We start from the raw sequence: 23,925 nt of genomic DNA on the forward strand, positions 1-23,925 counted from the left end.
CGTCGCGCCGGCCGCTTTGCACGCGCCGCCGCCGGCCCAGCCGGCGCGCGGCGCGCGTCGTTCGGGGCGTCGTTTCGGGCGTCACGCCGGGCGGGCGGTTGCGGGTTTCGATGAGGGCGAACGTGCAGAAGAGCTTCAAGGGCATCCCGTGGTGGGGCTGGGCATCGGCCAGCGTGCTGTATGTATGCGTGGCGGCCGCGGCCGTCGATTTCGCGTGGGAACGCGCGATCGACGCGCTCGAGGAAACCGGCGCGCACCGGCTCGACCTGTACGCGTCGAGCCTGAAGAGCGAGCTCGGCCGCTTCGAGATCCTGCCCGGCCTGGTCGCGCGGCAGGACGGCGTGCGCGCGATGCTGAAAGCCGCGCCGCATGAGGCTCCCGAACTCGTGCACACGGTCGACACCTACCTCGAAGCCGTGAACCGCGACGCGGGCAGCGGCGCGGTCGACGTGATCGACCTGCAGGGCGACGTGATCGCCGCCAGCAACTGGAACGAGACGCTCAGCTTCGTCGGCACCAACGTGTCGTACCGGCCGTACTTCAAGGACGCGCTCGCGCGCGGCAGCGGCCGCTTCTTCGGTATCGGCACCAACACCGGCGTGCCGGGCGTCTACTTCGCCAGCGCGGTGCGCGACGAAGGCGTGCCGATCGGCGTGGCCGCCGTGAAGATCAGCGTCGATCCGCTCGAATCGGCATGGCGCGCGCCGGGCGTCGCCGCGATGGTCGTCGATCGCAACGGCGTGGTCGTGATCTCGACCGAACCCGCGTGGAAATTCACCGCGCTGCGCCCGATCACCGCGCAGCAGCAGCGCGACATCCAGGCGTCGCGGCAATACGCAGGCCGCACGGTCGATGCGCTGCCGTACCGCCATATCGGCGACCGCAGCGCGGCCGCGTGGTTCGGCACCTTCCCCGATACACGCCACAGCGGCCGCACCACGCGCTATCTCGTGATGTCGCGCCCCGCGCCGCAGGCCGGCGATTCGCTGATGGTGCTGCTCGACATCGCGGGCGCGCGGCGCCAGCAGCAGACGGCCTTCGTGTTCGTCACCGGTGCGTTCCTGATCGCCGCGCTGCTCGCCGGCTATGCGATCCAGCGCCGTCGGGCCATCGTCGCGCGACTGAACGCGCAGGACGCGCTGCGGCGCGCGAACGACCAGCTCGAGCTGACCGTCGCGCAGCGCACGGCCGCGCTGACGACCGCGAACGAACGGATGCAGCGCGAGATCGTCGAGCGCGAGCGCACCGAGCAGCGGCTGCGCGCGTCGCAACAGGAAGTCGTGCATGCGGGCAAGCTCGCGGTGCTCGGGCAAATGGCCGCCGGCCTCACGCACGAGCTGAACCAGCCGCTCGTCGCGATCCGCACGCTGTGCGACAACGCGCGCACGTTCTTCGAGCGCGGCCAGCCCGCGCCGGCGCTCGCCAATCTCGAACGGATCGGCAAGCTCGTCGACAGCATGGCGGTGCTCACCGGCGAGTTGAAGACCTTCGCGCGCAAGCCCGACGTCGAACGCGTCGCGGTGTCGCTGAACGAGGCCGTCGCACATGCGCGGCTGATCTACGATGCGCGGATCCGCGACGAAGGCGTGCAGCTCGACGTGAACATCGCGCCGGGCACCGCCGTATCGGCCGAATCGAGCCAGTTGCAGCAGGTGATCGTGAACCTGCTCGGCAACGCGCTCGACGCGGTGCACGACGCGAGCGTGCGCCGCATCGTCATCGCGGCCGCCGGGCCGGACGAAGCCGGCCGCGTGCGCTTCACCGTCGCCGACAGCGGCGCGGGCATCGCGCCCGAGGTGCTGCCGCACCTGTTCGAGCCGTTCGTCACGACCAAGCCGCGCGGCCAGGGCCTCGGGCTCGGCCTCGCGATCACGTCGCGCATCGTCGAGGCGTTCGGCGCGAAGATCGCCGCGACGAACCGCGACGAAGGCGGCGCGCAGTTCAGTATCGAATTCGCGGCGGCCACGCTGCAAAGGACAGAGCATGGAAGATGAGATTCGGGTGCTGGTCGTCGAGGACGATGAAAACGTCCGGATCGGCGTCGAGCAGGCGGTAGCGCTTGCCGGCTTCGCAGTGGACGCATTCGCGTCGGCCGCCGACGCGCTGCATCACGTCGCGCCCGGCGCACCGGTCGTGATCGTGTCCGACGTGCGGATGCCGGGCATCGACGGGCTGCAGCTGCTCGATCGCGTGATGGCCATCGACGCGCAGATCCCGGTCGTGCTGATCAGCGGCCATGCCGACATCTCGACGGCCGTCGGCGCGATGCAGGTCGGCGCGTACGACTTCATCGAGAAGCCGTTTTCGTCGGACGTGATCGCGGGGCGCGTCGCGCGCGCGGTCGAGAAGCGCCGTCTGACGCTGGAAGTGCAGGGGCTGCGCGCGGCGCTGAACAACTGGCAGGGCATCGAGGCGTTCGTGCTCGGCAAGTCGCCCGCGATGGCCGACGTCCGCAAGAAGATCCTGCGCCTCGCCGATACGTCGGTGTCGGTGCTGATCACCGGCGAGACGGGCACCGGCAAGGAACTGATCGCGCGCAGCCTGCACGACTTCGGCGGCCGGCGCGACGCGCATTTCGTCGCGCTGAACTGCGGTGGTTTGCCGGAACAGGTGTTCGAGAGCGAACTGTTCGGCCATGAAGCCGGCGCATTTACCGGCGCGATCAAGAAGCGTATCGGCAAGATCGAATGGGCGGACGGCGGCACGCTGTTCCTCGACGAGATCGAGACGATGCCGATTCCGCTGCAGGTCAAGATGCTGCGCGTGCTGCAGGAGCGCGTGGTCGAGCGGCTCGGCGCGAACGAGCTGATTCCGGTCGACTGCCGCGTGGTCGCCGCATCGAAGGCCGATCTTGCCGAGCTCGCGGCCGACGGCCGCTTTCGTGCTGACTTGCTGTATCGCCTCAACGTCGCGCAGATCGAACTGCCGCCGCTGCGCGAGCGGCGCGAGGACGTCCCGCTGCTGTTCGAGCATTTCGTGCTCGCGGCCGCGCGCCGCTTCGGGCAGCCGGCGCCGGTCGTCACGGCTGCGCAGGTGTCCGAACTGATGACGCATGCATGGCCGGGCAACGTGCGCGAGCTGCAGAACGTGGCCGACCGCTTCGTGCTCGGGCTGACCGGCGACAGCCTGCTGTCGTCCGGCGGCGCGCCGGCCGCAGGCGGCACGCTCGCGGAGCAGCTCGCGTATTTCGAGCGGATGCTGATCGAGGACATGCTGCAGCGTCACAACGGCAATGTTGCGGACGCAAGCGAAGCGCTCGGGATGCCGAAGAAAACGCTCTATCACAAGCTGCGCAACCTGCGGATTCCCGCGCGCGGCGACGCGGCGGCCGATGGCGGCGAATGACGAGAACGAGGACACGCACTCCAGCATGGATCGCATCGACATCACCGAACACGGCCGCGTCACCGGCCACCTGATCCGCGGCGTCACGCACGCGCAGAAAACCTTTCGCCCGAGCGACTGGCCCGAGCGCCTCGCGGGCGTCATCACGCTGTTCGTCGGCGAGCGGCGGCCCGGCTATCCGTGCGCGCTGTCGCGGCTCGCGATGCCCGTCGTCGACGGCAACGTCAAATGTCTGTTCGTGTCGGACGAATTGCGCACCGTGTGCGCGGACGCGTTCGATTTCGCGATGCAGTTCGCGACCGACAACGATCTCCCGGTCGTGCTTCAGACCGCACCCGCGCTGGCGGTGCGCTGACGCGCGGGCCGCTGTCGCGGCGCGCTTTCTTCCCGTTTTCCAAAGATGCGATGTGCAGGTGCGCAGGTCGCCGCACGTCTTTATCCGGCCTTTCCGGCGCCGCGACCAATCGTCAGATTATTGAAAGCATCGACACCCATCCCCTTCCGACAAGGGTTTCCGGCCGAGCCATCAATAAAATTGATCGTCACGATGAAAATTATGCGTTTTCCTTGCAGGTCGCCGTGATGCATAGTTGCGTCGTGTTGACGCACCTTTGAGTCTTTCAGTCATGAACATGCGAATCGAGCCGTCCGTGCTCGCGAACCCCGACCTGCAATTTGCGACGCTCTCGTCAGGCATCAGCCTGCCGTATGTCGAGCGGGGCAGCGGCGCGCCGATGGTGTTCGTGCACGGCTCGCTGTGCGACTACCGCTACTGGGATCCGCAGCTCGCCGCGCTGTCGGCCCACTACCGCTGCATCGCGCCGAGCCTCAGCCATTACTGGCCGGCCGTCGAAGCGGGCATCCAGGACGAGTTCAGCTGGCAGAACCACGTCGACGAGCTCGCCGAATTCATCGACGCGCTCGATCTCGGCCCCGTGCACCTGGTCGGCCACTCGCGCGGCGGCAGCGTCGCGTTCAACGTCGCGCGCCAGCATCCGCATCTCGTCGAATCGCTGACGCTCGCCGATCCGGGCGGCCCGCTGCAACAGCCGGGCGTGCGCGAAGCCGCGCTGCCGGCCGCCGCGATCGCGCTGCGCACGCAGGCCGTGAACCTGATCGGGCAAGGCGACGTCGAATCGGGCCTCGAGATGTTCGTCGATTCCGTGAGCCTGCCGGGTGCATGGAAGAAGAGCACGTCGCGTTTCCGCACGATGGCGATCGACAACGCGAGCACGCTGCCGAAGCAGTTGCTCGACCCCCTGCCCGCGTACTCGCAGCACACCGCCGGCGACATCGCATGCCGCACGCTGCTGATCGACGGCCAGCGCAGCCCGAAGATGTTCCGCCACAACGTCGACACGCTGTCGCAGTGGATCGGCAACGCGCAACGGCAGACCGTCGCCGGCGCGTCGCACGGGATGAACGCGGCAAGCCCCGCCGTGTTCAACCGCTTCGTGCACGAGTTCGTCGCCGCGTAAAGGCTCCCGGGCGGCTTCCGCGCCGCCCGTTCTCCTCGCTGTTCAACGACGATGCGGATACGCGCCGCATCGCCGCTTCATCAACCGCCGTGCGTCACCGGCGCGTCCGCCCCGTCAATCCGCCTGCGCCATTCCGTCAGCACGGCTTACCACACGGCCGGCTCCGGCTCCGGCTCCGCCTTGCGCGTGACCGCATCGGGCAGCCCGAACACGCTGTCGAACGCCCAGTTGTACGTGAACGTGAAGATCGGGAAGAACACGATCAGCACCGCGTCGTACAGGAACGCCTGCAGCAGCGACACGTCGAGCCACCAAGCGATCAGCGGGATCAGGAACGTCACGAGCGCGATCTGGAAGCCGATCGCATGCAGTACGCGGCGTCCGACCGTGCGCGTCGTCGCTGCACTCCTGCGCTCCCACGCCTCGAACACGAGGTTGTACAGGAAATTGACGGTGACGCCCGTCGTCGAAATCATCACGCCCAGCAGGCCGCTCGCCGCCACGCTGGCGCCGCTCAGCATGCCGAGCACCGACGATGCGATCAGGATACCGAGCACCTCGAACATCACGACGTAGACTATGCGTCTCTTCCACCCTTGCATCACCATCCACCTTCTATCGAACAAGGTGGCGAGACTATCAGCGGGTAGCGCGTCCGCCAAAGTCAGGTCCTTTCAATTTTTCTGACAGGAGGCCAGTGCATGCTGACCAGCGACCACATCGACATGCTGCTGACCGTCATCGACAAAGGCTCGTTTTCCGCGGCCGCGCGCGCGCTCGGCCGCACGCCGTCGGCGATCAGCATGGCGATCGCGAACCTCGAGGCCGAACTCGACCTCGTGCTGTTCGACCGCGGCACGCGCGAACCGACGCCGACCGCCGCGATGGCGGCGCTGCTGCCCGACGCGCGGTCGATCGCCGAGCGGCTGCACGCGCTGCGCGCGCATGCGCAGCACCTGTCGGAAGGCGTCGAGGATACGTTGCGGCTCGGCCTCGCCGCCGAACTCGACGGCGCGTCCGTCGCCCGCGCGCTGACGGCCGTCGCCGCGAAATACCCGGCGCTCGCGATCAGCATCGTCACGGCGCCGCAGGACGTGATCATCGATGCGCTGCATCGCGGCGCCGTCGATCTATGTGTCGCGTATGGCGGGCTCGACCTGCATCCGCAGGAGCAGATCCACGCGCTGTGGACCGAGACGCTCGTCGCGGTCGCCGCGCCAAGCCATCCGGCGATCGCCGAATGCGCGCAACCGGAAGCAATCGAGCGGTTGTCGGGCTTCAGGCAGATCGTGATCGCCGATCCCGAGCGGCCGCTGACTGACGTGCGGCCGGTGATCGGCAACCGCACGTGGAAGGTGACCGACATGGCCACCGCAATCGCGCTCGTGAAGGCCGGGCATGGCTGGGCGAACCTGCCCGAATCCATGATCGGCCGATACGTCGCCGATGGCGAGCTCGCGCCGCTCGTGTTCGCGAACATCCGCAACGGGTTGCCGCTGCCCGTGTACCTGCGGCGGCCGAAACATACGGGGCTCGGCAAGGCGGCGAGCGAACTGGTTCGCGCGCTGCGGGTGGCGGGTGACGAAAAATGACCGGCGTGGCGGCGAACGCCGCCACGCCGTCGATCAACGCCGGACGGCCTGACCGTTAGTTGCGATCAGTGCGTGGCCGCCGCCGCCGCGCTCTGGATCGAATCGACGAGCGACACGTTGTCGTAGCGTCGTCCGGCAATGCCCCATCCACCGTCGACCGCATGAACCACATTCACCCACACCTGCGCGGCCGTCAGCCGCCCACCTGCCCAGCGCAGCACGATCTCGGTCGCCCGTTCGACGAATTCCCGCTGCCGCTCGGGCGCCGCGAGCGCCACGGCGGGCAACTTCAGCTCGACGAACGCAGCGGGCTCCGCGCGCCCCCGCACGAAGGTCCGGTGTCGCGGCAGCACGTTGAGCGTGCCCACCACGTTCGGCGCCAGGAACGCATTCCCGGTCAGCCCCTCCACTTCCAGCAGCGCATCGGTCAACTCGGCAAACACCGGCCCCTCGTCGTCCGGCGTGAAAACCCCTTCTGATACGGTCAGCGTAATCGGCATCGCACTTTCTCCAGGTCAGGTCATCGGGATCGTGACGTGATATAAATACCAGTCACTCTCTATACATTAGACACTGATCGCTCTCTATGCAAGATAAAGAGTGATCGCTCTGAAGCGAGCCTGTCATGCGTTATTCCGTCGAGCACAAGCACGAAACCCGTACGCGCATCCTCGAAGCCGCGAGCCGGCTGTTCCGCGAGGAGGGGTATGGCGGCTCCGGCATCGGTCCGCTGACGAAGGCGGCGGGCGTCACCAACGGCGCGTTCTACGGCCATTTCAAAACGAAGGGTGAAGCGTTCCGGCAGGTCGTCCTCGATGGCCTTGCCCAGCTCCGGCACGGCGTCGCGACGTTCAAGGCCGAGCATGGCGCGCGTTGGCGGCGCCCGTTCGTGTCGTTCTACCTCGGCCCGCGACGCACCTGCGAACTCGGTGAAAGCTGTGCGCTGCCGAGCCTGTCCCCGGAAGTGATGCGTGCCGATGACGAGACGCGCGACGCGTACGAGCAGGCACTGCGGCAGATCGTCGACGAAGTGTCGGCAGGAATGGAAAGCGCACCCGATGACGATCGGGCTATCGCGTTCCTCGCGCTGCTGTCAGGCGGTGTCACGCTTGCGCGCGCGGTGCGCGATCCCGAGCTCGCGCAACGCATCGCCGATGCGGTCGGCCGCTACGCGGTCGTGATCGCCGAGCGCACGGACGTGAAGCCGGAGCAACAGGCCTGACTGCCCTGACTAACCGCCAATAAAAAACCCGATCCGCGTCGCCACGGATCGGGGTGCTTCGATCGACTACCCGGTAAGTCGGCCCGTCTCGGGCCGGTGCATCACCGCGCCGCCACCTCCGCCTTGCCCGTCGCCGCATCGCCCACCGCCGTCGGTGCCGGCCCCCATCCGCCGCCCAGCGCGCGGATCAGGTTCACGGTCGACACGGCCTGCGCGCCGGTCAACTGGTTCGACTGCAACTGCGACTGCAGCACCGAGCGCTCGCTGTCGATCACGTCGAGATACGCGACCTCGCCTTCCTGATACTGCGTGCGCGACAACGTCGCCGCGCGGCGCGACGCGTTGACGGCCGCATCCTGCGCGCGGATCTGGTCGTCGAGCAGGCGCAGGTCGGCGAGATTGTCCTCGACCTCGCGGAACGCGACGAGCACCTGCTGCCGGTAGTTCGCGACCTGCTCGTCGTACTGCGCGCGTGCCTGCTGCACGCCGGCCGCACGGCGGCCGCCGTCGAACAGCGGCAGCGTCAGCGCGGTGCCGGCGAACGGCCCGAGCAGGAACGTGCGGCTCGACCACAGGAACAGGTTGCCGAGCGTCGACGCCTCATACCCGAACGCCCCCGTGATATCGAGCTTCGGGAAGTACGCCGATTTCGCGAGGCCGATCCGCGCGTTCGCGGCCGCCATCGCACGTTCGGCCGCCGACACGTCCGGACGGCGTTCGAGCAGCGCGGACGGCAGGCCCGCGGGGATCTTCACCGCGACCGGCACGATCGGCGTTTCCTTGAACGCGAAATCCGCCGGCGCCTTGCCGAGCAGGATCGCCAGCGCATGCTCGGACGCCGCGCGCCGCCGCGCGACGCCGACCGCATCGGCCTGCGCGGTGGCCAGCTCGTTCTTCGCGCGCGACACGTCGAGCTCGCTGATGTCGCCTTCGTTGAAGCGGCGCTGCACGAGCTTCAGTGCCTGCTCGCGCAGCTCCACCGTGCGGCGGTACAGGTCCTGGTCGGAATCGAGCTGACGCAGTTCGAAGTAGTTCTGCGCGACGTCCGCCTGCAGCGCGAGCTGCACCGAACGGAACAGCGCTTCGCTCTGCGCCTGGTCGGCACGCGACGCCTCGACGTTGCGGCCGACGCGGCCGAACAAGTCGGCTTCATACGACACCGTGCCCTGCGCGCGCCACAGCGTCGCGTTGGTCGGCCCCGTGCCCTGCGGCTGGAACTGCGACGCCGACGACAGCCCCTCGCGCGTCGGCCCGAAGCCGGCGCCGATCTGCGGGAACCATTGCGAGCGCGCGGTGCGGGTCGCCGCACGCGCTTCCTCGACCCGCGCGGCCGCGGCCTTCAGGTTCTGGTTCGCGGCGAGCGCCTGCGCTTCGAGCGAATCGAGCACCGGGTCGCCGAACACCTTCCACCATTCGCCGCGATGCGCGCCGTCCGCCGGCTCGGCCGTCTTCCACGTGCCGGCCTGTTCGCCGGCGGCGAGCGTCGGCGCTTCCTTGAACGCGGCAGGCGTCGGCGCATCGGGGCGCTTGTAGTCGGGCCCCACCGCGCACGCGGCGAGCAGCGTCGCGAGCAGGGTGCTCGCGGCCGCCACCTTCGCGAAGCGCATCAGGCCATTCGTGTTGTGCAAGTTATTCATCTTCCTGTCCTCAAGCATCCGAAGCCGGCACGTGCTGGGACGGCACACCGTAACCCGCCGAGTCCTTCCCGGCGACGTGGATCTTGCCGCCCGCGAGCGTGCGCAGCACGACGTAGAACACCGGCGTCAGCATCAGCCCGAACAGCGTCACGCCGAGCATCCCGAAGAACACCGCGACACCCATCGCATGGCGCATTTCCGAACCGGCACCCGTCGACGTGACGAGCGGCACCACCCCCATGATGAAGGCGATCGACGTCATCAGGATCGGGCGCAGCCGCAACCGGCTCGCCTCGATCGCGGCCTCGAGCGGCGTCCTGCCGTCGTGTTCGAGTTCACGCGCGAACTCGACGATCAGGATCGCGTTCTTCGCCGACAGCCCCACCAGCACCATCAAGCCGATCTGCGTGAAGATGTTGTTGTCGCCCTGCGTGAGCCACACGCCTGTGAGCGCCGACAGAATGCTCATCGGCACGATCAGGATCACCGCGAGCGGCAGCGTCAGGCTTTCATACAACGCCGCGAGCACGAGGAACACGAGCAGCACGCTGATCGGGAACACGTACATCGCCGAATCGCCGGCAAGAATCTGCTGGTACGTGAGGTCGGTCCATTCGAACCGCACGCCGCGCGGCAGCGTTTCATGCGCGATGCGCTCGATCGCCGCCTGCGCCTGCCCCGACGAGAAGCCCGGTGCCGGGCCGCCGTTGATGTCGGCCGCCGTGTAGCCGTTGTAGCGCACGACCATTTCCGGGCCGAACGTCGGCGTCACCGTGACGAGCGACGACAGCGGCACCATCTCGCCACGGTCGTTGCGGGTCTTCAACTGCAGGATGTCGTCCGCGCGCTGGCGGAACGGTGCATCGGCCTGCACGCGCACCTGGTACACGCGCCCGAAGCGGTTGAAGTCGTTCACGTACAGCGAACCGAGATACACCTGCATCGTGTTGAACACGTCGGTCACGGGCACGCCGAGCTGCTTCGCCTTCACACGATCGAGATCGACGTTGAGCTGCGGCACGTTGATCTGGTAGCTCGTGAACAACGGGCCGAGTTCAGGCGCCTGCTGCGCGCGCTTGATGAAGTCGTTGGTCGCATCCGCAAGCCGCGCATAGCCGACCGCGCCGCGATCCTCCACCTGCATCTTGAACCCGCCCAGCGTACCGAGGCCGAGCACCGGCGGCGGCGGGAACACCGCGACGAACGAGTCCTTCATCGCGCCGTACTTCTGGTTCAGCGCCCCCGCGATCGCGCCGGCCGACAGCGCCTTGCCGTGCCGTTCCGAGAACGGCTTCAGCGTGACGAACACGATGCCCGCGCTCGAGCTGTTCGTGAAGCCGTTCACCGACAGCCCCGGGAACGCGACCGCGCTCTCGACGCCCGGCTGCTTCAGCGCGATCGAGCCCATGTCGCGGATCACCTTCTCGGTGCGGTCGAGCGACGCACCGTTCGGCAGCTGCGCGAACGCGATCAGGTATTCCTTGTCCTGCGCGGGCACGAAACCACCCGGCACGACCTTCGACACGAGCACGGTCGCGCCCACCAGCACGAGGTACACGCCGAGCATCAGCGTCTTGCGCGACAGCACGCCGCGCACGCCGCGGCCGTAGTTCTCCGCGCCGCGATGGAACACCTTGTTGAAGCCGCGGAAGAAGCCGCCGAGCACGCGGTTCATCACGCGCGTGAGCCAGTCTTCCTTGTCGCCATGGCCCTTCAGCAGGATCGCGGACAGCGCCGGCGACAGCGTCAGCGAGTTGAACGCCGAGATCACCGTCGAGATCGCGATGGTCATCGCGAACTGCTTGTAGAACTGGCCGGTCAGGCCCGACATGAACGCGAGCGGCACGAACACGGCGACGAGCGTCAGCGCGATCGCGATGATCGGCCCGCTCACTTCCTGCATCGCCTTGTAGGTCGCCGCCCGTGCGTTCATCCCGCTCTCGATGTTCCGCTCGACGTTCTCGACCACCACGATCGCATCGTCGACCACGATCCCGATCGCGAGCACCATCCCGAACAATGACAACGCGTTGATCGAATAGCCGAACGCGAGCAGCAGCGAGAACGTGCCGATGATCGACACCGGCACCGCGATCAGCGGAATCAGCGACGCGCGCCAGGTCTGCAGGAACACGATCACGACGATCACGACCAGCGCGATCGCTTCGAGCAGCGTGTGCACGACGGCCTTGATCGACGAACGCACGAACTGCGTCGGGTCATAGACGATCTTGTAGTCGACGCCCGCCGGCATGTCCTGCTTCAGCTCGGCCATCGTCTTGCGCACTTCGTCCGAGATCTGCAGCGAGTTCGCGCCCGGCGACTGGTTGATCGCCATCGCGACGGCCGGCTTGTTGTCGAGCAGCGAGCGCAGCCCGTATTCGGACGCGTCGAGCTGGATCCGCGCGATGTCGCGCAGGTGCGTGACGCCGCCGTCCGGCGTCGTCTTCACGACGATGTCGCCGAACTCGTCTTCCGTCTGCAGGCGGCCGCGCGCGTTCACCGACAACTGCAGCGGCGTGCCCGGCAGCGACGGCGACGCGCCGATCACGCCGGCCGCGACCTGCACGTTCTGCTCGCGGATCGCCTGCACGACGTCCTCCGCCGACAGCCCGCGCTGCGCGACCTTCTGCGGATCGAGCCATACGCGCATCGCGTAGTCGCCCGACCCCCACAGCTGCACCTGGCCGACGCCCTGAATCCGCGACAGGCGATCCTTCACGTTGATCAGCGCGTAGTTGCGCAGGTAGGTCATGTCGTAGCGGTTGTCCGGCGAGATCAGGTGGACCACCATCGTCAGCGTCGGCGAGCTCTTCACCGTCGTGATGCCGAGCCGCTGCACGTCTTCCGGCAGGCGCGGCAGCGCCTGGTTCACGCGGTTCTGCACGAGCTGCGTGGCCTTGTCCGGATCGGTGCCGAGCTTGAACGTGACGGTGATCGTCATGTTGCCGTCGCTGTTCGCCTGCGACTGCATGTAGAGCATGTCCTCGACGCCGTTGATCTGCTCTTCGAGCGGCGACGCGACCGTCTCGGCGATCACTTTCGGGTTCGCACCCGGATACTGCGCCTTGACGATCACGGAAGGCGGCACGACTTCCGGATATTCGGAGATCGGCAGCAGGAACATCGCGATCACCCCGCCGAGCAGGATGATCACCGATAGGACTCCTGCAAAGATCGGCCGGTCGATAAAGAATTTGGAAATGTTCATGAGTTGCTCTGTCTGGTTGAACGCGGATCGGAAGCGGCAAGCCGCTTACGAATCCGCCTTCGCCGGGGCGGCCGGCTTCGCGTTGCCCGCCAAAGGCGCGGACGGCGCGTCACCGCCCGTCATCGGGACCATGTGCGGCTTCACCTGTTCGCCGGGGCGCACGCGCTGCGTGCCGTTCACGATCACGCGATCGCCGGCGGAAAGCCCGCTCACGATCACGCGCCGGTTGCCGTGCTGCATCCCCTGCTGCACTTCGCGGTACGACACGCGGCCTTGCTGGTCGACGACGAACACGAACTTCTTGTCCTGGTCGGTGTTGATCGCCGCGTCGTCGACGAGCAGTGCCTCGTGCGGCGCGCTGCCGCCCACCTTCACGCGTGCATACAGGCCCGGGACGAGCGCGCCGTCGGCGTTGTCGAAGCGCGCACGCACGCGGATCGTGCCGGACGACGTGTCGAGGCGGTTGTCGACCGAGTCGATCTCGCCGCTGCGCGAGTAGCCGGTTTCGTTCGCGAGGCCGAGCTCGACCGGCACCTTGCGGCCGTTGCGCGCGCCGTTGATGTATTGCAGGTAGGTCTGCTCGTCCGCGTCGAACGACGCGTAGATCGGCGACACCGACACCAGCGTCGTCAGCGGCGCGGCCGACGCGCCGGCCGACACGACGTTGCCGAGCGTGATTTCCGCACGCGACACGCGGCCCGAGACAGGCGCCGTGATCCGCGTATAGCCGAGGTTGATGCGCGCCGTTTCCAGCGCGGCTTCGGCGGCCTTCAGGTTCGCCGTCGCCTCGCGGGCGGCATTCTGCTTCTCGTCGTAGTCGCGCTTCGCGATCGCGTTGTCGCCGATCAGCCGCTGCGCGCGCTGCCAGTCGGTCTGCGCGTAGCCGTTGCGCGCCTGTGCCGCCGCGAGCTGCGCGGCTGCGCGATCGGTTTCGGCCTGGTACGGGCGCGGGTCGATCACGAACAGCACGTCGCCCTTCTTCACGAGCGCGCCGTCCTTGAAGTTCACCGCGACGATCGTGCCCGACACCTGCGGGCGCACGTCGACTTTCTCGACCGCTTCGAGGCGGCCCGAATAACTCTGCCAGTCGGTCACGGTCTGCGGCACGACGGTCGCGACGTCGACTTCGGGCAGCGGTGCTGCCGCTTTCTCCGGTGCGTTTGCGTTCACGCGCATCGCGCCGAATGTTCCGAGGCCGACGACGGCGAGCGTCACGATCGCCGCTGTCGCGATTCGGGAACGGGAGGTGCGTAGGATGGCCATGTGGATCTCCAGTAAACGTGGATTGGTTTTGGTTATTCGGAACGGTTCGGCTGGCGCGCCTGGAAGCGGCACTGGAAGAAGCGCACGGCTTCCTCGAAGGCGGCTTCGTGCGTCGCGAGCGCGGCGTGCGTGATGTCCGGATAGCGGATCACCTGCGTGAGCACGCCCGACGAGATCAGGCAGCCCGCATATTTCTCCGCCTCGACGTGCAGCACGTCGTTCTGCGCGGTGACGACGAGCGTCGGCGGCAGCCCCGCGAGGCGCACCGATTCGAGCGGCGCCGCATAGGGGTGCATGCGTTGCGCGGCCTGCGGCAGATACGCGCGATAACAGGCCGCGCATTCGCGCGGGGTGATGTCGGAAGCAAGGCGATCGGCGTCGCCGATGCGCGTCATGCTGGGGTCGAGCATCGGCCCGAACAGCGCCTGCGCGACGATCTGCACCTCGCCGCGATCGCGCGCGATGAACGCGAGGCAGTTCGCGAGCTGGCCGCCCGCGTCATGGCCCGCGACACCGATCTTCTTCGGGTTGCCGCCGAACGCGCGGGCGCGCGTCGCGGCCCACACGGCGGCGCGATACGCATCCTCCGGCGCGGCCGGAAAAGGAAAGGCCGGTGCGAGCGAATAATCGACCGACACTACGAGTGCTGGTAAGCGTTCTGCTAAAAAACGCGCGGCGAAATCGGCGTCTTCGAGCGAACCGCGCACGAAGCCGCCACCGTGGAAATAAAGCACTACTGGCAACCCGGTCTTGTCCGGGCGGCGGTACAGGCGCAACACGATGTCCTGCGCGTAGCCGGGAATTTCGACTTCGGCGACCGTCAGCGCCGCGCCTGCCGTGGCTTGCACGGGCAACGCGGCCTTCAGGAATTTGCTGAATTCAGAAGCGTCCATGACGATGCAGCATCCATTTCGAGATGGAACGAATTCTGGGTCCGGCAGACATTGGGATAAATGCCTATAATCCGGCAACACAATTCAACGCCCCCGAACAATCCGAGGCTGCGTTTACCCACGAGGTAGCGCAGCCTTCTTGTTCCGGAGGCTCATTAGATTGCGGAGGTTGTGATGGACCGGCTTCAGGCCATGCAGGTGTTTACTCGCGTCGTCGATACAAGCAGCTTCACCAAGGCAGCAGAAACGCTCAGCTTGCCGCGAGCGTCCGTCACGACGATCATCCAGAATCTCGAAGCGTTCCTCGGTGTGCGGCTGATGCACCGGACCACGCGCCGGCTGTCGCTCACGCCGGACGGCGCCGCGTACTACGAACGATGCGTGCGGATCCTCGCGGACGTCGAGGAAACCGAGGCGAGCTTCCAGGCGAACAACCGGAAGCCGCACGGAAAGTTGCGTATCGACATGCCCGGTTCGATCGGGCGGCTGCTCGTGATTCCGTCGCTGTGCGAATTTCATACGCGCTATCCGGACATCGACCTGCAGCTCGGCCTGTCCGACCGGCCGGTCGACCTGCTGCAGGAAGGGGTCGATTGCGTGATCCGCGTCGGCGCGCTGCAGGACTCGTCGCTCGTCGCGCGCCGGGTCGGCCTGTTCGAATGCGTGACGGTCGCGTCGCCCGACTATCTCGAGCGCCACGGCGAGCCGCAGACGATCGACGACCTGAGCCAGCACAAGGCCGTCAACTACTTCTCGAGCCGCACCGGCCGCACGATCGACTGGACGTTCCTGACCGACGGCAAGGAAGTCGAGATGAAGATGGAAGGCATCGTGTCGGTGAACGACGCGGATGCCTACGTGACCTGCGGGATCGAAGGCTTCGGGCTGATCCAGCCGCCGCTCTTCATGGTGCTGCCGCATCTGCGCGAAGGCCGGCTCAAGGAAGTGCTGCCGGGCGTCAAGCCGCTGCCGATGCCGATCTCGGTCGTGTATCCGCACAGCCGCCATCTGTCGCCGAAGGTGCGCGTGTTCGTCGACTGGATCGCCGAGGTGTTCGACCGCTGCCCGCTGCTGAGCGGCAAGGGCAGCCTCGACGCGACGTGCAGCAAGCGCACGTTCGAGGAAGCCGAACGCGCGCCCGCGCTCGACACGCCGGTCATCAACGAGTGGGTTGCGTAAGCGACTGAACTGAGCAACTGAACCGCACACGCGGGCTGCCCCGCCCGCGTGTCGTCCCGCCTCCGCGCCCCATTTCCCGCCCGGCGCACCCGATCCTTCCCGAATCCGCAGCAAACCTTTGTGCCGTGCGACGCAATCGTCCGCCTGCGTCGCCGCGCGCCGTCGCCGCTCCCGTGCGAGGCCCGCTGCAAGCGGGTTCTAGCGATTTCCGCATAACCCTGCCGGGTGTACGGATGGCGATTGTTCCACTGACACGACAATTCAATTCGCATCTGCCGCATTTATCGCGACGGAACAGATACCTAGAGTAAACCCTGTCGCGCACCTCGTTGCGTATCGAACAGATCCCGTTTGATGGGACCGGAGTAAGCGCTCAGCGCCAGCTCCGACATTCTAGGAGTCTCGCCATGAACCGCCGCCATCTTCTCTCCGCCCTCGCCCTCACGCTCGCCGTGTCCGCCCCGGCGTTCGCCGATTCCGGCACCGCGCATGCCGGCGACTACGGCAACACGTCGTGGTACTCGCAACACAACGGCCCGCGCACGCGCGCCGAAGTGAGCGCGGAAGTCGAGCAGGCTCGCAAGGACGGCACGCTCGCGTACCTGCGCAAGGCCAACTCGTATCCGCAAGGGCTCGAACTGGTGCAAGGCCCGTATCGCTCGTTGCCGGAAAGCAACCAGCTCGCCGGCGGGGGCCGGTAAACGCGCAACGCCGCGCAACGGGTTACCCCGCGCGCGGCGTTTCGAGCCCGCCATCGACGACTCGCCGAGTCAGTCAGCTAGATAGTTAGTTGCAGGAGAACATGATGAACGATCAACTCCCTTCGCCGCTCGATCACTGGGACGACACCACGCCGGTGTGGACGCCGTTCCGTTCGGCCCCGCATTCGCATTGATCGCGGCTGAGTCGTCGGCCGGTACTTAGCGGCGCGGCACGCCGTCGCGCCATTCGCCCCAGTGCGTCACGATGTCCTGCACGAGCGGATTGCCCGCGCGATACAGGTTTTCGGTCGCCGGGGCGAAGCCGCCCTGGTCCGCGTAGTTCAGCAGGTTGTCGGCACTCGTCTGCCCTGCATACGGCCGGTCGAAATCGGATCCGGTGCGCAGCACCGCGACGCGCGACAGGTCGACCCGCTTCACGCTCGCCGCGCGCTTGAGCGCTTCATACGTCGCGTTGTCTTCCTGCGCGGTCATGCAGTACGTGCCCTTGCCGTCGGTCAGGATCTTCGTCCACTGGCGCGCGCGCTCGCCGATCAGCGTGCCCGAGAACCACGTGTTGCCCGATGACGTGTCGCACTGGATCACCGTCGGCGGCCGGTTCGCCGGCGCGTAGTTGAACTTCGCGCGTGCGGCCTGCGCCTGCGCGCTGTCGGCGAGCACGACGTTGCGCGACAGCGCGACCGCGGCGTCGGTCAGCTGCGGGTTGAGCTGGAACACCTCGGTGCGATAGTCGAGCGGCGGCTTGTCGTTCGGGCTCTTCGTGTTGATGCCGAGGAAGCCCGTATTCCAGCCGGCCGGAATCTCGCGTGCATCGAGCTCCCACTGCAGGCTGAAATCGACGAGGTATTTCGACCACGCGGCCGAACCGACCGTGCCTTGCGCGGGGTCGACACCCGCGATGCCGGAGATCAGGAAGTACGTGCGGCGCAGATCGAAGCGCTGCGAGAACGTGAGCGCCATGATCGTCGCCGACGCGTTCGCATAGCCCATGCCGGTCGTGACCACGCACACGTCCTGCTTGTTGCAATGCACGTTCGGATAATCGGGCGACAGGCCGGGTACGGCGATGTCGCGCCACGGGCCGAGCCGGTCGAGCCAGGCCTGGCCCTCCGGACCGAACATCGTGATGATCATGACCTTGACCGGGCGGCCCTGTGCACCGGTCTCGGCGAATGCATTGTTGCCCGCGTTGTTGCCCTGGTTGTCCTGCGCGATCGACGGCGCGGTCGCACAGGCTGCGAGCGAGAATGCAGCGGCGGAAAGAATGGAGCGAGTCAGCATCGGCGTTCCTTGTTTCGATGATGTTGGGTGAGAACGGCTCTCGTAGACTGCGCGTCGGAGTATAGAACGCGCGTGCCCGATGCGGAACCCGACTACGAAACGGCGACGGTGCGTCGGTGCGGGTCCGCTACGCGCGGGAATGACGAAGGAAATGGTCTCCGCGCGTCGACACACCATCAGGATTACTATCCGGTTGATCGACTCCGACACGTCAATCGCACTGGCACGCGCGTAACCCGGCGAACCGCTACAACCGCGCCAGCCCCGCCACCCCGTAACTCAGCACGACAAGCGCGGCGACCACATGGCTCGCCGCGAGCAGCGCCGGCGACTTCACGATCCGGCCGATCACGCTGCCGCCGAATGCGAACACGAGCTGCCCCGCGAGGCTGCCGGCAAACACGCACGCGGCACCCAGCAGCCAGTTTCGATGCGCACCGGCGGCAGCCGTTGCATAGCCATAAAACAACAGGATCGTGAGCGGGTTCGCCAGCGTGACGAAGAACATCGATGAAAACGGGCGGCTGCCTGGTGGCCGTGCATCACCGTCGAGCGTACGGCGGCGATCCCCCAGTGCCTGCCACAGCATCCGCGCGCCCATTGCGAGCAGCACGAGCGCGCCGACCAGCCGAAACAGCGACAGATGGGCGGCGAGCGTGCTCGCGAGCATCGCGCCAAGCGTGAATGCGACGACCGCATAGCAGCCGTCGGCCGTCGCGACACCCACCGCCGCGCGCACGCCGCTTGCGGTGCCGGCGCGCATCCCGTAGTTCGCGATCATCAGCGCGACAGGCCCGACCGACAGCGCGATCATCAGCCCGAACAGGAAGTCGTTCATCGGTCGTCGATGCCTTCGATGGAAGGCATCGATTCTAGCGACCGCAAAAAAATCCTGTGTGGCGCTTGAGCGTCACGCGACGTCGACGCGTGCGGGCCCGTCCACCATCTCGCCGATCACGCCCGCGCGGTCGAAGCCGTCGGCACGGAAGCACGCGAGCACGTCGTCGACGGCCTCCGGTGCGCATGCGACCAGCAGGCCGCCCGACGTCTGCGGATCGGTCAGCAGCGCCTGCGCGACGGGCGGCAGCGTGGCGGCCAGTTGCACGTCCGCGCCATACGCGGCCCAGTTGCGGCCCGATGCGCCGGTAAACACGCCATCGGCGACGAACGCCTCGACGCCCGCGAGCCACGGCAGCGACGCATAGTGCACGCGCGCGGTGAGGTGCGCGCCGCGCGCCAGCTCGAGCGTGTGGCCGAGCAGCCCGAAGCCCGTCACGTCGGTCAGCGCATGCACGCCCGGCAGCGCGGCGAGTTCGGCGCCCGGCCGGTTCAGCTTGGTGGTCGTCGCGACCATCTGCGCATAGCCGTCGGCATCGAGCTGGTTCTTCTTCAGCGCGGCGGACAACACGCCGACGCCGAGCGGCTTGCCGAGCACGAGCACGTCGCCCGCGCGCGCGGCCGCATTACGTTTCACACGCGACGGATGCACGACGCCGATTGCCGCGAGCCCGTAGATCGGCTCGACCGAATCGATCGAATGGCCGCCCGCGACCGGGATGCCGGCGTCCGCGCACACGGATTCGCCGCCGCGCAGCACGGCCGCGATCGTTTCGTGCGGCAGCACGTTGATCGGCATGCCGACCAGCGCGAGCGCGAGGATCGGCTTGCCGCCCATCGCGTAGACGTCGGACAGCGCGTTGGTCGCGGCGATGCGGCCGAAGTCGAACGGATCGTCGACGATCGGCATGAAGAAGTCGGTGGTCGCGACGATCGCCTGTTCGTCGTTGAGGCGGTAGACGGCCGCGTCGTCGGAGGTCTCGGTGCCGACCAGCAGATCCGGGAACAGCGCGGGCGGCGTCGCGCGCTTCAGCAGCTCGGACAGCACGCCCGGCGCGATCTTGCAGCCGCAGCCGCCGCCATGTGACAGGCTCGTGAGGCGCGGAACGGCAGGCTGGGCTTGGGTGGCTTCGGTCATGGTCGGCATCCGGTGAATAACAACACGCCATTATCGACAATTCCTTGCGAGTGCGCCCGATACCCACATAATGATCGCGCCGCCTCCGCTCCCGCCCCTGTCCGCCGCTTCGTCCATGGACCACCTCTTCATCGGCCTCGTGCTGTGCTCCGCGTTGCTGCACGCGATCTGGAATGCCTTCCTCCACGTGAGCGAAGACCGGCTCGTCCAGCTCGGCACGATGTCGCTGCCGTATTTCGTGTTCGGCGTCGCCGGCGCCGCGCTGCTGCCCGCCCCGGCGCCCGCCGCATGGCCGACCATCGCCGGGTCGGCCGTGCTCGAGGTCGCGTACTGCTTCACGCTGGCGCGCGCATATCGCAGCGGCGAATTCGGACAGATCTACCCGATCGCACGCGGGATTTCTCCGCTGCTCGTGTCGGTACTCGCGCTCGCGATGCTGCACGAGCGGCCGACGCCGTTCGGCTTCGCGGGCATCGCGCTCGTGTCGTTCGGCATCATGTCGCTCGCGCTGCGGCGCGGCTTCCGGTTCTCCGGCGAAGGCGTGCCGTTTGCGCTGCTCACGGGCGTGTTCATCGCCGCGTATTCGATCTGCGACGGCATCGGCTCGCGCGTGTCCGGCAGCTCGCTCGGCTACATCGCGTGGGTGTACGTGCTGTGGAGCGTGCCGCAGTTCGTGCTGGTCTGCGCGGTGCGGGGCGGCCCGCGCGCGGTGCTCGGCTCGCGCACCGCGCTCACGCAGGGCGCGATCGCCGGCACGATCTCGCTCGCGGCGTACGGGATCGTGATCCTCGCGTACCGGTACTTGCCGGTCGGAACGGTGTCGGCGCTGCGCGAAACGAGCTCGATCTTCGCGGTCGCGATCGGCTGGCTCGTGATGCGCGAGCGGCCCGGCGCGCAGCGGCTCGCCGCATGCGCGCTGGTGGTGGCGGGCGCGGCGCTGATCCGGCTGTAAGCAGAACCAGCGCCCGCCCGCGGCCCGCCGCCGCGTCAGAACTTGTGGCGGATGCCCGTCACCGCGACGATCTGCGTGCGCGTGCTCGACGGATTCGAGATGCCTTCGATCGCGGCCACCGTGTTCGACGACGCACGCTGGTAGAACGCGTTTACGTAGATATCGGTGCGCTTCGACAGGAAATACTGCGCACCGACGCTCGTCTGCAGGTAGTGCGAACTCGGCTTCGGCCCCTGCGACGCGAGCACCTGCGTGTAGGTTTCGCCAAGCGCGAATTGCAATGCGGGCGTCATCAGGTAGCGCACGCTGCCCTCGTAGTTGTTGAAGCGCATCGCGCCGCCCGTCTGCAGGTTGAACAGCGAGCTCGTGTACAGCACCCCGAACGTCGCGGCGCCCCATGCATACGCGCCGCCCGCGCCCCAGATCTGCTGGCGCGTCACGCCCTTGATGAACGTGTAGTAGTTGTCGGATGCCGCCGCGCCGGTGGTGTCGAGCGCCGGATGATCGACGCGCACGTAGGCCGCGCCGAGTTGCAGCGGCCCGTTCTCGTAGCTCGTGCCGAGGCTCCACACACGGTTTTGCGCGAACGACGTCGAATTCGAGAAGCCGTACAGGCCGACCGCGCGCAAGCCGTACCAGGTGGGCGTCTGGTACTGCACCGAATTGTTGGTGCGGAACGTGTTGTTCAGGTCGTCGGTGTCGAACGGGTGTAGCGCGTACTGCGTGAGCGCGGTGGTCGCGCCGATCTGCAGCGGCTCCAGCACTTCCTGCGCCGCGTTGTACTGGCGACCCATCGTCAGCGTGCCCCAGCGGTCGTTTTCCAGCCCGACGTACGCGCGGCGCCCGAACAGCCGGCCGCCCTGGCTCGCGGCGCCGCTCTCGATGTTGAAGCCGTTCTCGAGCCGGAACACCGCGCGCGTGCCGCCGCCGAGGTCTTCCTTGCCGAGCAGCCCGAAGCGCGTGCCCTGCTCGTTGCCGCCGGTCGCCTGCCACGCGGCGTGGCCGTTCTGGTTGTTGGTATACGTGATCCCCGAATCGACCACGCCGTACAGCGTCACGCTCGACTGTGCATGCGCGTGCATCGCGCCCGCCACCGTTGCGAGTCCCGCCAGCGCGACCGCCATTCCTTTTCGCTTCATCTCCGACCCCTTTTATCGATTGAACATGGGGAGCGATTTATTTCGCTCGACGCGTGTTTTATTGAATAAAACATCGTCTTACTAATTGTCGAATTCGGCGATTTAAAGCGTCAAGCGATGTCAAAAATCTCACATGGGAGTCGAATACCTCTGAATCCACAGGCGTTTCAAGGAATGAAACAAGTCCAATAAACACGGTCATTCCAGCCCGATCACGACACGCAATCCCGGCATCGTAAAAAGCCCTTGACCGCGATTTTCAGTCGTTGTGAAATATTGATACGCTGTTTTAATGTTTAAAACAAACGCACGAGACGCTTCGAGAAACTAGGTAAAGAACCTGATCCCCATGCTGACGTTTAATTGCAACAACGCGACTGCCGGCGCATCGCCTGCGTATTTCGTCGCGACGCCGACGGTGCCGGCCCTGCCGATCGTCGTCGATTCGCCGCACAGCGGCATCGCGTATCCGCCGGACTTCGCCACCGTTGCGCCCGATGACGCGATCCGCACGACGTGGGACGCGTACGTCGACGAACTGTGGGCCGGCACGCCCGCGCGCGGCGGCACGTTGCTCGGCGCGACGTTTCCGCGCGCGTACATCGATCCGAACCGCGCGGAAACCGACATCGACGCAACGCTGCTCGCCGAGCCGTGGCCCGAGCCGCTGTCGCCTCAGCCGTACACGCAGCGCGGGATGGGGCTGATCCGGCGCGACGCGCTGCCCGGCGTGCCGCTGTACGACCGCAAGCTGACGCTCGAGGCAGTACGCCACCGGATCGACGCGTACTACCTGCCGTACCGCCACGCGCTCGCCGGCATCGCCGAGCCGCTGCACGCCGCGCACGGCGCGCTGTGGCATATCGACTGCCATTCGATGAAGTCGCGCGGCAACGCGATGAACGTCGACGCCGGCGCATGGCGGCCGGACGTCGTCGTCAGCGATCGACGCGGGACGACCGCCGACCCGGCCTTCACCACGTGGACCGCGCAATGGTTCGCCGACGCCGGCTATCGCGTGCAGGTCAACGACCCGTACCAGGGCGGCGACCTGCTGACCGCGCTCGCCGATCCCGCGCGGCAGCGCCACAGCATCCAGATCGAATTCAACCGCGCGCTGTACATGGATGAGGCCGCGTTCGCGAAACACGCGGGCTTCGCCACGCTGAAGCGCTCGGTCGACGCGTATCTCGACGCACTCGCCGATTACGTCCGCGCGCGCATCGCGCCGCAGGGAGACACCGCATGACGACCTACATCGTCGACGCCGTCGACAGCGCACTGAAGCTGCTGACCTACGTGGCCGAGCATCCGAACCTCGGCGTGACCGAGCTCGCGTCGCAGCTCGGCATCAACAAGTCGCGCACGTACCGGATGCTGTGCACGCTCGAACTGCACCGCTTCGTCGTGCAGGATCCGCGCACGTCCACCTATGCGCTCGGCCCGCAGGCGTTCGTGATCGGCGTGGCCGCGTCGCAGCAGAACGCGCTCGTGCGCGCCGCGCACCGGCACATGCTCGCGCTCAACCAGGCGATCAACGAGACCATCGTGCTGCGCGTGCGTGAAGGGCTCGAATCCGTGTGCGTCGCGCGCTGCGAAACGACGCACACGGTGCGCACCGTCGGCGCGGTCGGCAACCGCCGGCCGATCAATTTCGGCGCATCGGGCAAGGTGCTGCTCGCGTTCGCGCCCGACGCGGTGCGCGACGACTATCTCGCGCAACTGCGCCGAAACGGGCACGCCGACGATCCGGCGAAGCTCGCCGGCGAACTCGACGCGGTCGCGCGCAAAGGCTACGCGGTGAGCAGCGGCGAGGTGACGCCCGGCGCGGTCGGGATCGCGGTGCCGGTGCGCGACCTGACGGGGGCGACAGTCGCATCAGTCAGCGTGACGGGGCCCGAGGCGCGCGTGAGCCACGCCGACATTCCCGACTATCTCGAACGACTGCAGGCGTGCAGCCTCGCGATTTCCGCCGAACTCGGCTACGTCCCGGCGCGCGCCGCGCTGCAACCGGCCTGACGGCCCGCTTCCTTCTCCGA

21 protein-coding genes are annotated in these 23,925 nt (G+C 67.2%); 11 read left to right on the forward strand and 10 right to left on the reverse strand.

What is annotated here, in order from left to right; translation table 11 throughout:
• Positions 1–110 precede the first annotated feature (110 nt).
• The 4 genes from CFB41_RS29785 (at position 111) to CFB41_RS29800 (ending at position 4,823) form a co-directional block, all read left to right on the forward strand.
• Complete coding sequence (locus tag CFB41_RS29785) at positions 111–1,994, forward strand: ATP-binding protein (protein ID WP_089459067.1); 1,884 nt, start codon at positions 111–113, stop codon at positions 1,992–1,994.
• Positions 1,984–3,345 (forward strand): sigma-54 dependent transcriptional regulator, encoded by a 1,362-nt coding sequence (locus CFB41_RS29790; protein ID WP_089459068.1) that lies wholly within the window; start codon positions 1,984–1,986, stop codon positions 3,343–3,345. Before CFB41_RS29785 ends, CFB41_RS29790 begins: the two co-directional genes overlap by 11 nt.
• A 25-nt stretch (positions 3,346–3,370) precedes the next feature.
• Positions 3,371–3,700 carry a DUF3579 domain-containing protein gene (locus tag CFB41_RS29795; RefSeq protein ID WP_089459283.1) on the forward strand — a complete coding sequence of 110 codons (330 nt, stop codon included), beginning with the start codon at positions 3,371–3,373 and terminating at the stop codon, positions 3,698–3,700.
• A gap of 271 nt (positions 3,701–3,971) precedes the next feature.
• Complete coding sequence (locus CFB41_RS29800) at positions 3,972–4,823, forward strand: alpha/beta fold hydrolase (protein ID WP_089459069.1); 852 nt, start codon at positions 3,972–3,974, stop codon at positions 4,821–4,823.
• Between the two features lie 146 nt (positions 4,824–4,969).
• On the opposite strand, the gene CFB41_RS29805 is transcribed toward CFB41_RS29800, so the two are convergent.
• A complete protein-coding gene (locus CFB41_RS29805) occupies positions 4,970–5,425 on the reverse strand; it encodes a PACE efflux transporter (RefSeq protein WP_089459284.1) in 456 nt (151 codons plus the stop codon).
• A 99-nt stretch (positions 5,426–5,524) separates the two neighbouring features.
• On the opposite strand from CFB41_RS29805, the gene CFB41_RS29810 reads away from it, so the two are divergent.
• Complete coding sequence (locus CFB41_RS29810; protein ID WP_089459070.1) at positions 5,525–6,415, forward strand: LysR family transcriptional regulator; 891 nt, start codon at positions 5,525–5,527, stop codon at positions 6,413–6,415.
• 65 nt (positions 6,416–6,480) lie between these two features.
• Here CFB41_RS29810 and CFB41_RS29815 read toward each other — a convergent pair whose 3' ends face one another.
• The gene (locus CFB41_RS29815; protein WP_089459071.1) at positions 6,481–6,915 is read right to left on the reverse strand and encodes a Tautomerase enzyme; all 435 of its coding nucleotides are present in this window, start codon (positions 6,913–6,915) and stop codon (positions 6,481–6,483) included.
• Positions 6,916–7,040: 125 nt separating this feature from the next.
• On the opposite strand from CFB41_RS29815, the gene CFB41_RS29820 reads away from it, so the two are divergent.
• The gene (locus CFB41_RS29820) at positions 7,041–7,637 is read left to right on the forward strand and encodes a TetR/AcrR family transcriptional regulator (protein WP_089459072.1); all 597 of its coding nucleotides are present in this window, start codon (positions 7,041–7,043) and stop codon (positions 7,635–7,637) included.
• 101 nt (positions 7,638–7,738) lie between these two features.
• On the opposite strand, the gene opcM is transcribed toward CFB41_RS29820, so the two are convergent.
• From opcM to CFB41_RS29840, 4 genes are read right to left on the reverse strand one after another with little or no spacing between them, the layout of a single operon-like run.
• The gene (opcM, locus tag CFB41_RS29825) at positions 7,739–9,274 is read right to left on the reverse strand and encodes a multidrug efflux transporter outer membrane subunit OpcM (RefSeq protein ID WP_089459073.1); all 1,536 of its coding nucleotides are present in this window, start codon (positions 9,272–9,274) and stop codon (positions 7,739–7,741) included.
• 10 nt (positions 9,275–9,284) lie between these two features.
• Positions 9,285–12,485, reverse strand: coding sequence for a multidrug efflux RND transporter permease subunit CeoB (ceoB, locus tag CFB41_RS29830; protein ID WP_089433382.1), 3,201 nt, complete (start codon positions 12,483–12,485; stop codon positions 9,285–9,287).
• Positions 12,486–12,530: 45 nt separating this feature from the next.
• Complete coding sequence (ceoA, locus tag CFB41_RS29835; RefSeq protein ID WP_039367880.1) at positions 12,531–13,748, reverse strand: multidrug efflux RND transporter periplasmic adaptor subunit CeoA; 1,218 nt, start codon at positions 13,746–13,748, stop codon at positions 12,531–12,533.
• A gap of 32 nt (positions 13,749–13,780) precedes the next feature.
• Complete coding sequence (locus tag CFB41_RS29840; RefSeq protein WP_039367881.1) at positions 13,781–14,641, reverse strand: alpha/beta hydrolase; 861 nt, start codon at positions 14,639–14,641, stop codon at positions 13,781–13,783.
• 174 nt (positions 14,642–14,815) lie between these two features.
• Between CFB41_RS29840 and ceoR the strand changes: the two genes are divergently transcribed.
• Together ceoR and CFB41_RS29850 are read left to right on the forward strand one after the other, a co-directional pair.
• Entirely contained in the window at positions 14,816–15,820 is a 1,005-nt protein-coding gene (gene ceoR, locus CFB41_RS29845; protein ID WP_089441543.1) for a putative multidrug efflux transcriptional regulator CeoR, read from the forward strand.
• Positions 15,821–16,227: 407 nt separating this feature from the next.
• Entirely contained in the window at positions 16,228–16,521 is a 294-nt protein-coding gene (locus tag CFB41_RS29850) for a DUF4148 domain-containing protein (protein ID WP_089459074.1), read from the forward strand.
• A gap of 219 nt (positions 16,522–16,740) precedes the next feature.
• On the opposite strand, the gene CFB41_RS29855 is transcribed toward CFB41_RS29850, so the two are convergent.
• From CFB41_RS29855 to selD, 3 genes are all read right to left on the reverse strand, one after another.
• Complete coding sequence (locus CFB41_RS29855) at positions 16,741–17,820, reverse strand: purine nucleoside permease (protein ID WP_089441541.1); 1,080 nt, start codon at positions 17,818–17,820, stop codon at positions 16,741–16,743.
• 247 nt (positions 17,821–18,067) lie between these two features.
• Positions 18,068–18,658 (reverse strand): LysE family translocator, encoded by a 591-nt coding sequence (locus tag CFB41_RS29860; protein ID WP_089459075.1) that lies wholly within the window; start codon positions 18,656–18,658, stop codon positions 18,068–18,070.
• Positions 18,659–18,730: 72 nt separating this feature from the next.
• On the reverse strand, positions 18,731–19,795 hold the full coding sequence (gene selD / locus CFB41_RS29865; RefSeq protein ID WP_076841442.1) for a selenide, water dikinase SelD: 1,065 nt from the start codon (positions 19,793–19,795) through the stop codon (positions 18,731–18,733).
• A 115-nt stretch (positions 19,796–19,910) separates the two neighbouring features.
• Here selD and CFB41_RS29870 point away from each other — a divergent pair, with 115 nt between their 5' ends.
• Positions 19,911–20,747: a DMT family transporter gene (locus CFB41_RS29870; protein WP_089459076.1), complete on the forward strand. Its 837-nt coding sequence runs from the start codon at positions 19,911–19,913 to the stop codon at positions 20,745–20,747.
• Positions 20,748–20,782: 35 nt separating this feature from the next.
• Here the strand turns inward: CFB41_RS29870 and CFB41_RS29875 are convergent, their stop codons facing one another.
• Complete coding sequence (locus tag CFB41_RS29875; protein WP_179250244.1) at positions 20,783–21,886, reverse strand: porin; 1,104 nt, start codon at positions 21,884–21,886, stop codon at positions 20,783–20,785.
• Positions 21,887–22,235: 349 nt separating this feature from the next.
• Between CFB41_RS29875 and CFB41_RS29880 the strand changes: the two genes are divergently transcribed.
• Positions 22,236–23,135, forward strand: a complete 900-nt coding sequence (locus CFB41_RS29880) for an N-formylglutamate amidohydrolase (RefSeq protein WP_089459078.1) — start codon at positions 22,236–22,238, stop codon at positions 23,133–23,135.
• Entirely contained in the window at positions 23,132–23,905 is a 774-nt protein-coding gene (locus CFB41_RS29885) for an IclR family transcriptional regulator (RefSeq protein WP_089459079.1), read from the forward strand. Before CFB41_RS29880 ends, CFB41_RS29885 begins: the two co-directional genes overlap by 4 nt.
• Positions 23,906–23,925 lie beyond the last annotated feature (20 nt).

It is taken from the genome of Burkholderia sp. AU33803 (assembly GCF_002223095.1).
GTDB lineage: Bacteria > Pseudomonadota > Gammaproteobacteria > Burkholderiales > Burkholderiaceae > Burkholderia.

What these genes read in the sequence shown, in the direction of transcription:
- CFB41_RS29880 (WP_089459078.1), top strand. Translation starts at nt 22,236, where the DNA reads ATGCTGACGTTTAATTGCAACAACGCGACTGCCGGCGCATCGCCTGCG.
- ceoA (WP_039367880.1), bottom strand. Translation starts at nt 13,748, where the DNA reads ATGGCCATCCTACGCACCTCCCGTTCCCGAATCGCGACAGCGGCGATC.
- selD (WP_076841442.1), bottom strand. Translation starts at nt 19,795, where the DNA reads ATGACCGAAGCCACCCAAGCCCAGCCTGCCGTTCCGCGCCTCACGAGC.
- CFB41_RS29885 (WP_089459079.1), top strand. Translation starts at nt 23,132, where the DNA reads ATGACGACCTACATCGTCGACGCCGTCGACAGCGCACTGAAGCTGCTG.
- CFB41_RS29790 (WP_089459068.1), top strand. Translation starts at nt 1,984, where the DNA reads ATGGAAGATGAGATTCGGGTGCTGGTCGTCGAGGACGATGAAAACGTC.
- CFB41_RS29860 (WP_089459075.1), bottom strand. Translation starts at nt 18,658, where the DNA reads ATGAACGACTTCCTGTTCGGGCTGATGATCGCGCTGTCGGTCGGGCCT.
- ceoR (WP_089441543.1), top strand. Translation starts at nt 14,816, where the DNA reads ATGGACCGGCTTCAGGCCATGCAGGTGTTTACTCGCGTCGTCGATACA.
- CFB41_RS29805 (WP_089459284.1), bottom strand. Translation starts at nt 5,425, where the DNA reads ATGCAAGGGTGGAAGAGACGCATAGTCTACGTCGTGATGTTCGAGGTG.
- CFB41_RS29820 (WP_089459072.1), top strand. Translation starts at nt 7,041, where the DNA reads ATGCGTTATTCCGTCGAGCACAAGCACGAAACCCGTACGCGCATCCTC.
- CFB41_RS29840 (WP_039367881.1), bottom strand. Translation starts at nt 14,641, where the DNA reads ATGGACGCTTCTGAATTCAGCAAATTCCTGAAGGCCGCGTTGCCCGTG.
- CFB41_RS29850 (WP_089459074.1), top strand. Translation starts at nt 16,228, where the DNA reads ATGAACCGCCGCCATCTTCTCTCCGCCCTCGCCCTCACGCTCGCCGTG.
- CFB41_RS29800 (WP_089459069.1), top strand. Translation starts at nt 3,972, where the DNA reads ATGAACATGCGAATCGAGCCGTCCGTGCTCGCGAACCCCGACCTGCAA.
- CFB41_RS29785 (WP_089459067.1), top strand. Translation starts at nt 111, where the DNA reads ATGAGGGCGAACGTGCAGAAGAGCTTCAAGGGCATCCCGTGGTGGGGC.
- CFB41_RS29870 (WP_089459076.1), top strand. Translation starts at nt 19,911, where the DNA reads ATGGACCACCTCTTCATCGGCCTCGTGCTGTGCTCCGCGTTGCTGCAC.
- CFB41_RS29810 (WP_089459070.1), top strand. Translation starts at nt 5,525, where the DNA reads ATGCTGACCAGCGACCACATCGACATGCTGCTGACCGTCATCGACAAA.
- CFB41_RS29815 (WP_089459071.1), bottom strand. Translation starts at nt 6,915, where the DNA reads ATGCCGATTACGCTGACCGTATCAGAAGGGGTTTTCACGCCGGACGAC.
- CFB41_RS29875 (WP_179250244.1), bottom strand. Translation starts at nt 21,886, where the DNA reads ATGAAGCGAAAAGGAATGGCGGTCGCGCTGGCGGGACTCGCAACGGTG.
- opcM (WP_089459073.1), bottom strand. Translation starts at nt 9,274, where the DNA reads ATGAATAACTTGCACAACACGAATGGCCTGATGCGCTTCGCGAAGGTG.
- CFB41_RS29795 (WP_089459283.1), top strand. Translation starts at nt 3,371, where the DNA reads ATGGATCGCATCGACATCACCGAACACGGCCGCGTCACCGGCCACCTG.
- ceoB (WP_089433382.1), bottom strand. Translation starts at nt 12,485, where the DNA reads ATGAACATTTCCAAATTCTTTATCGACCGGCCGATCTTTGCAGGAGTC.
- CFB41_RS29855 (WP_089441541.1), bottom strand. Translation starts at nt 17,820, where the DNA reads ATGCTGACTCGCTCCATTCTTTCCGCCGCTGCATTCTCGCTCGCAGCC.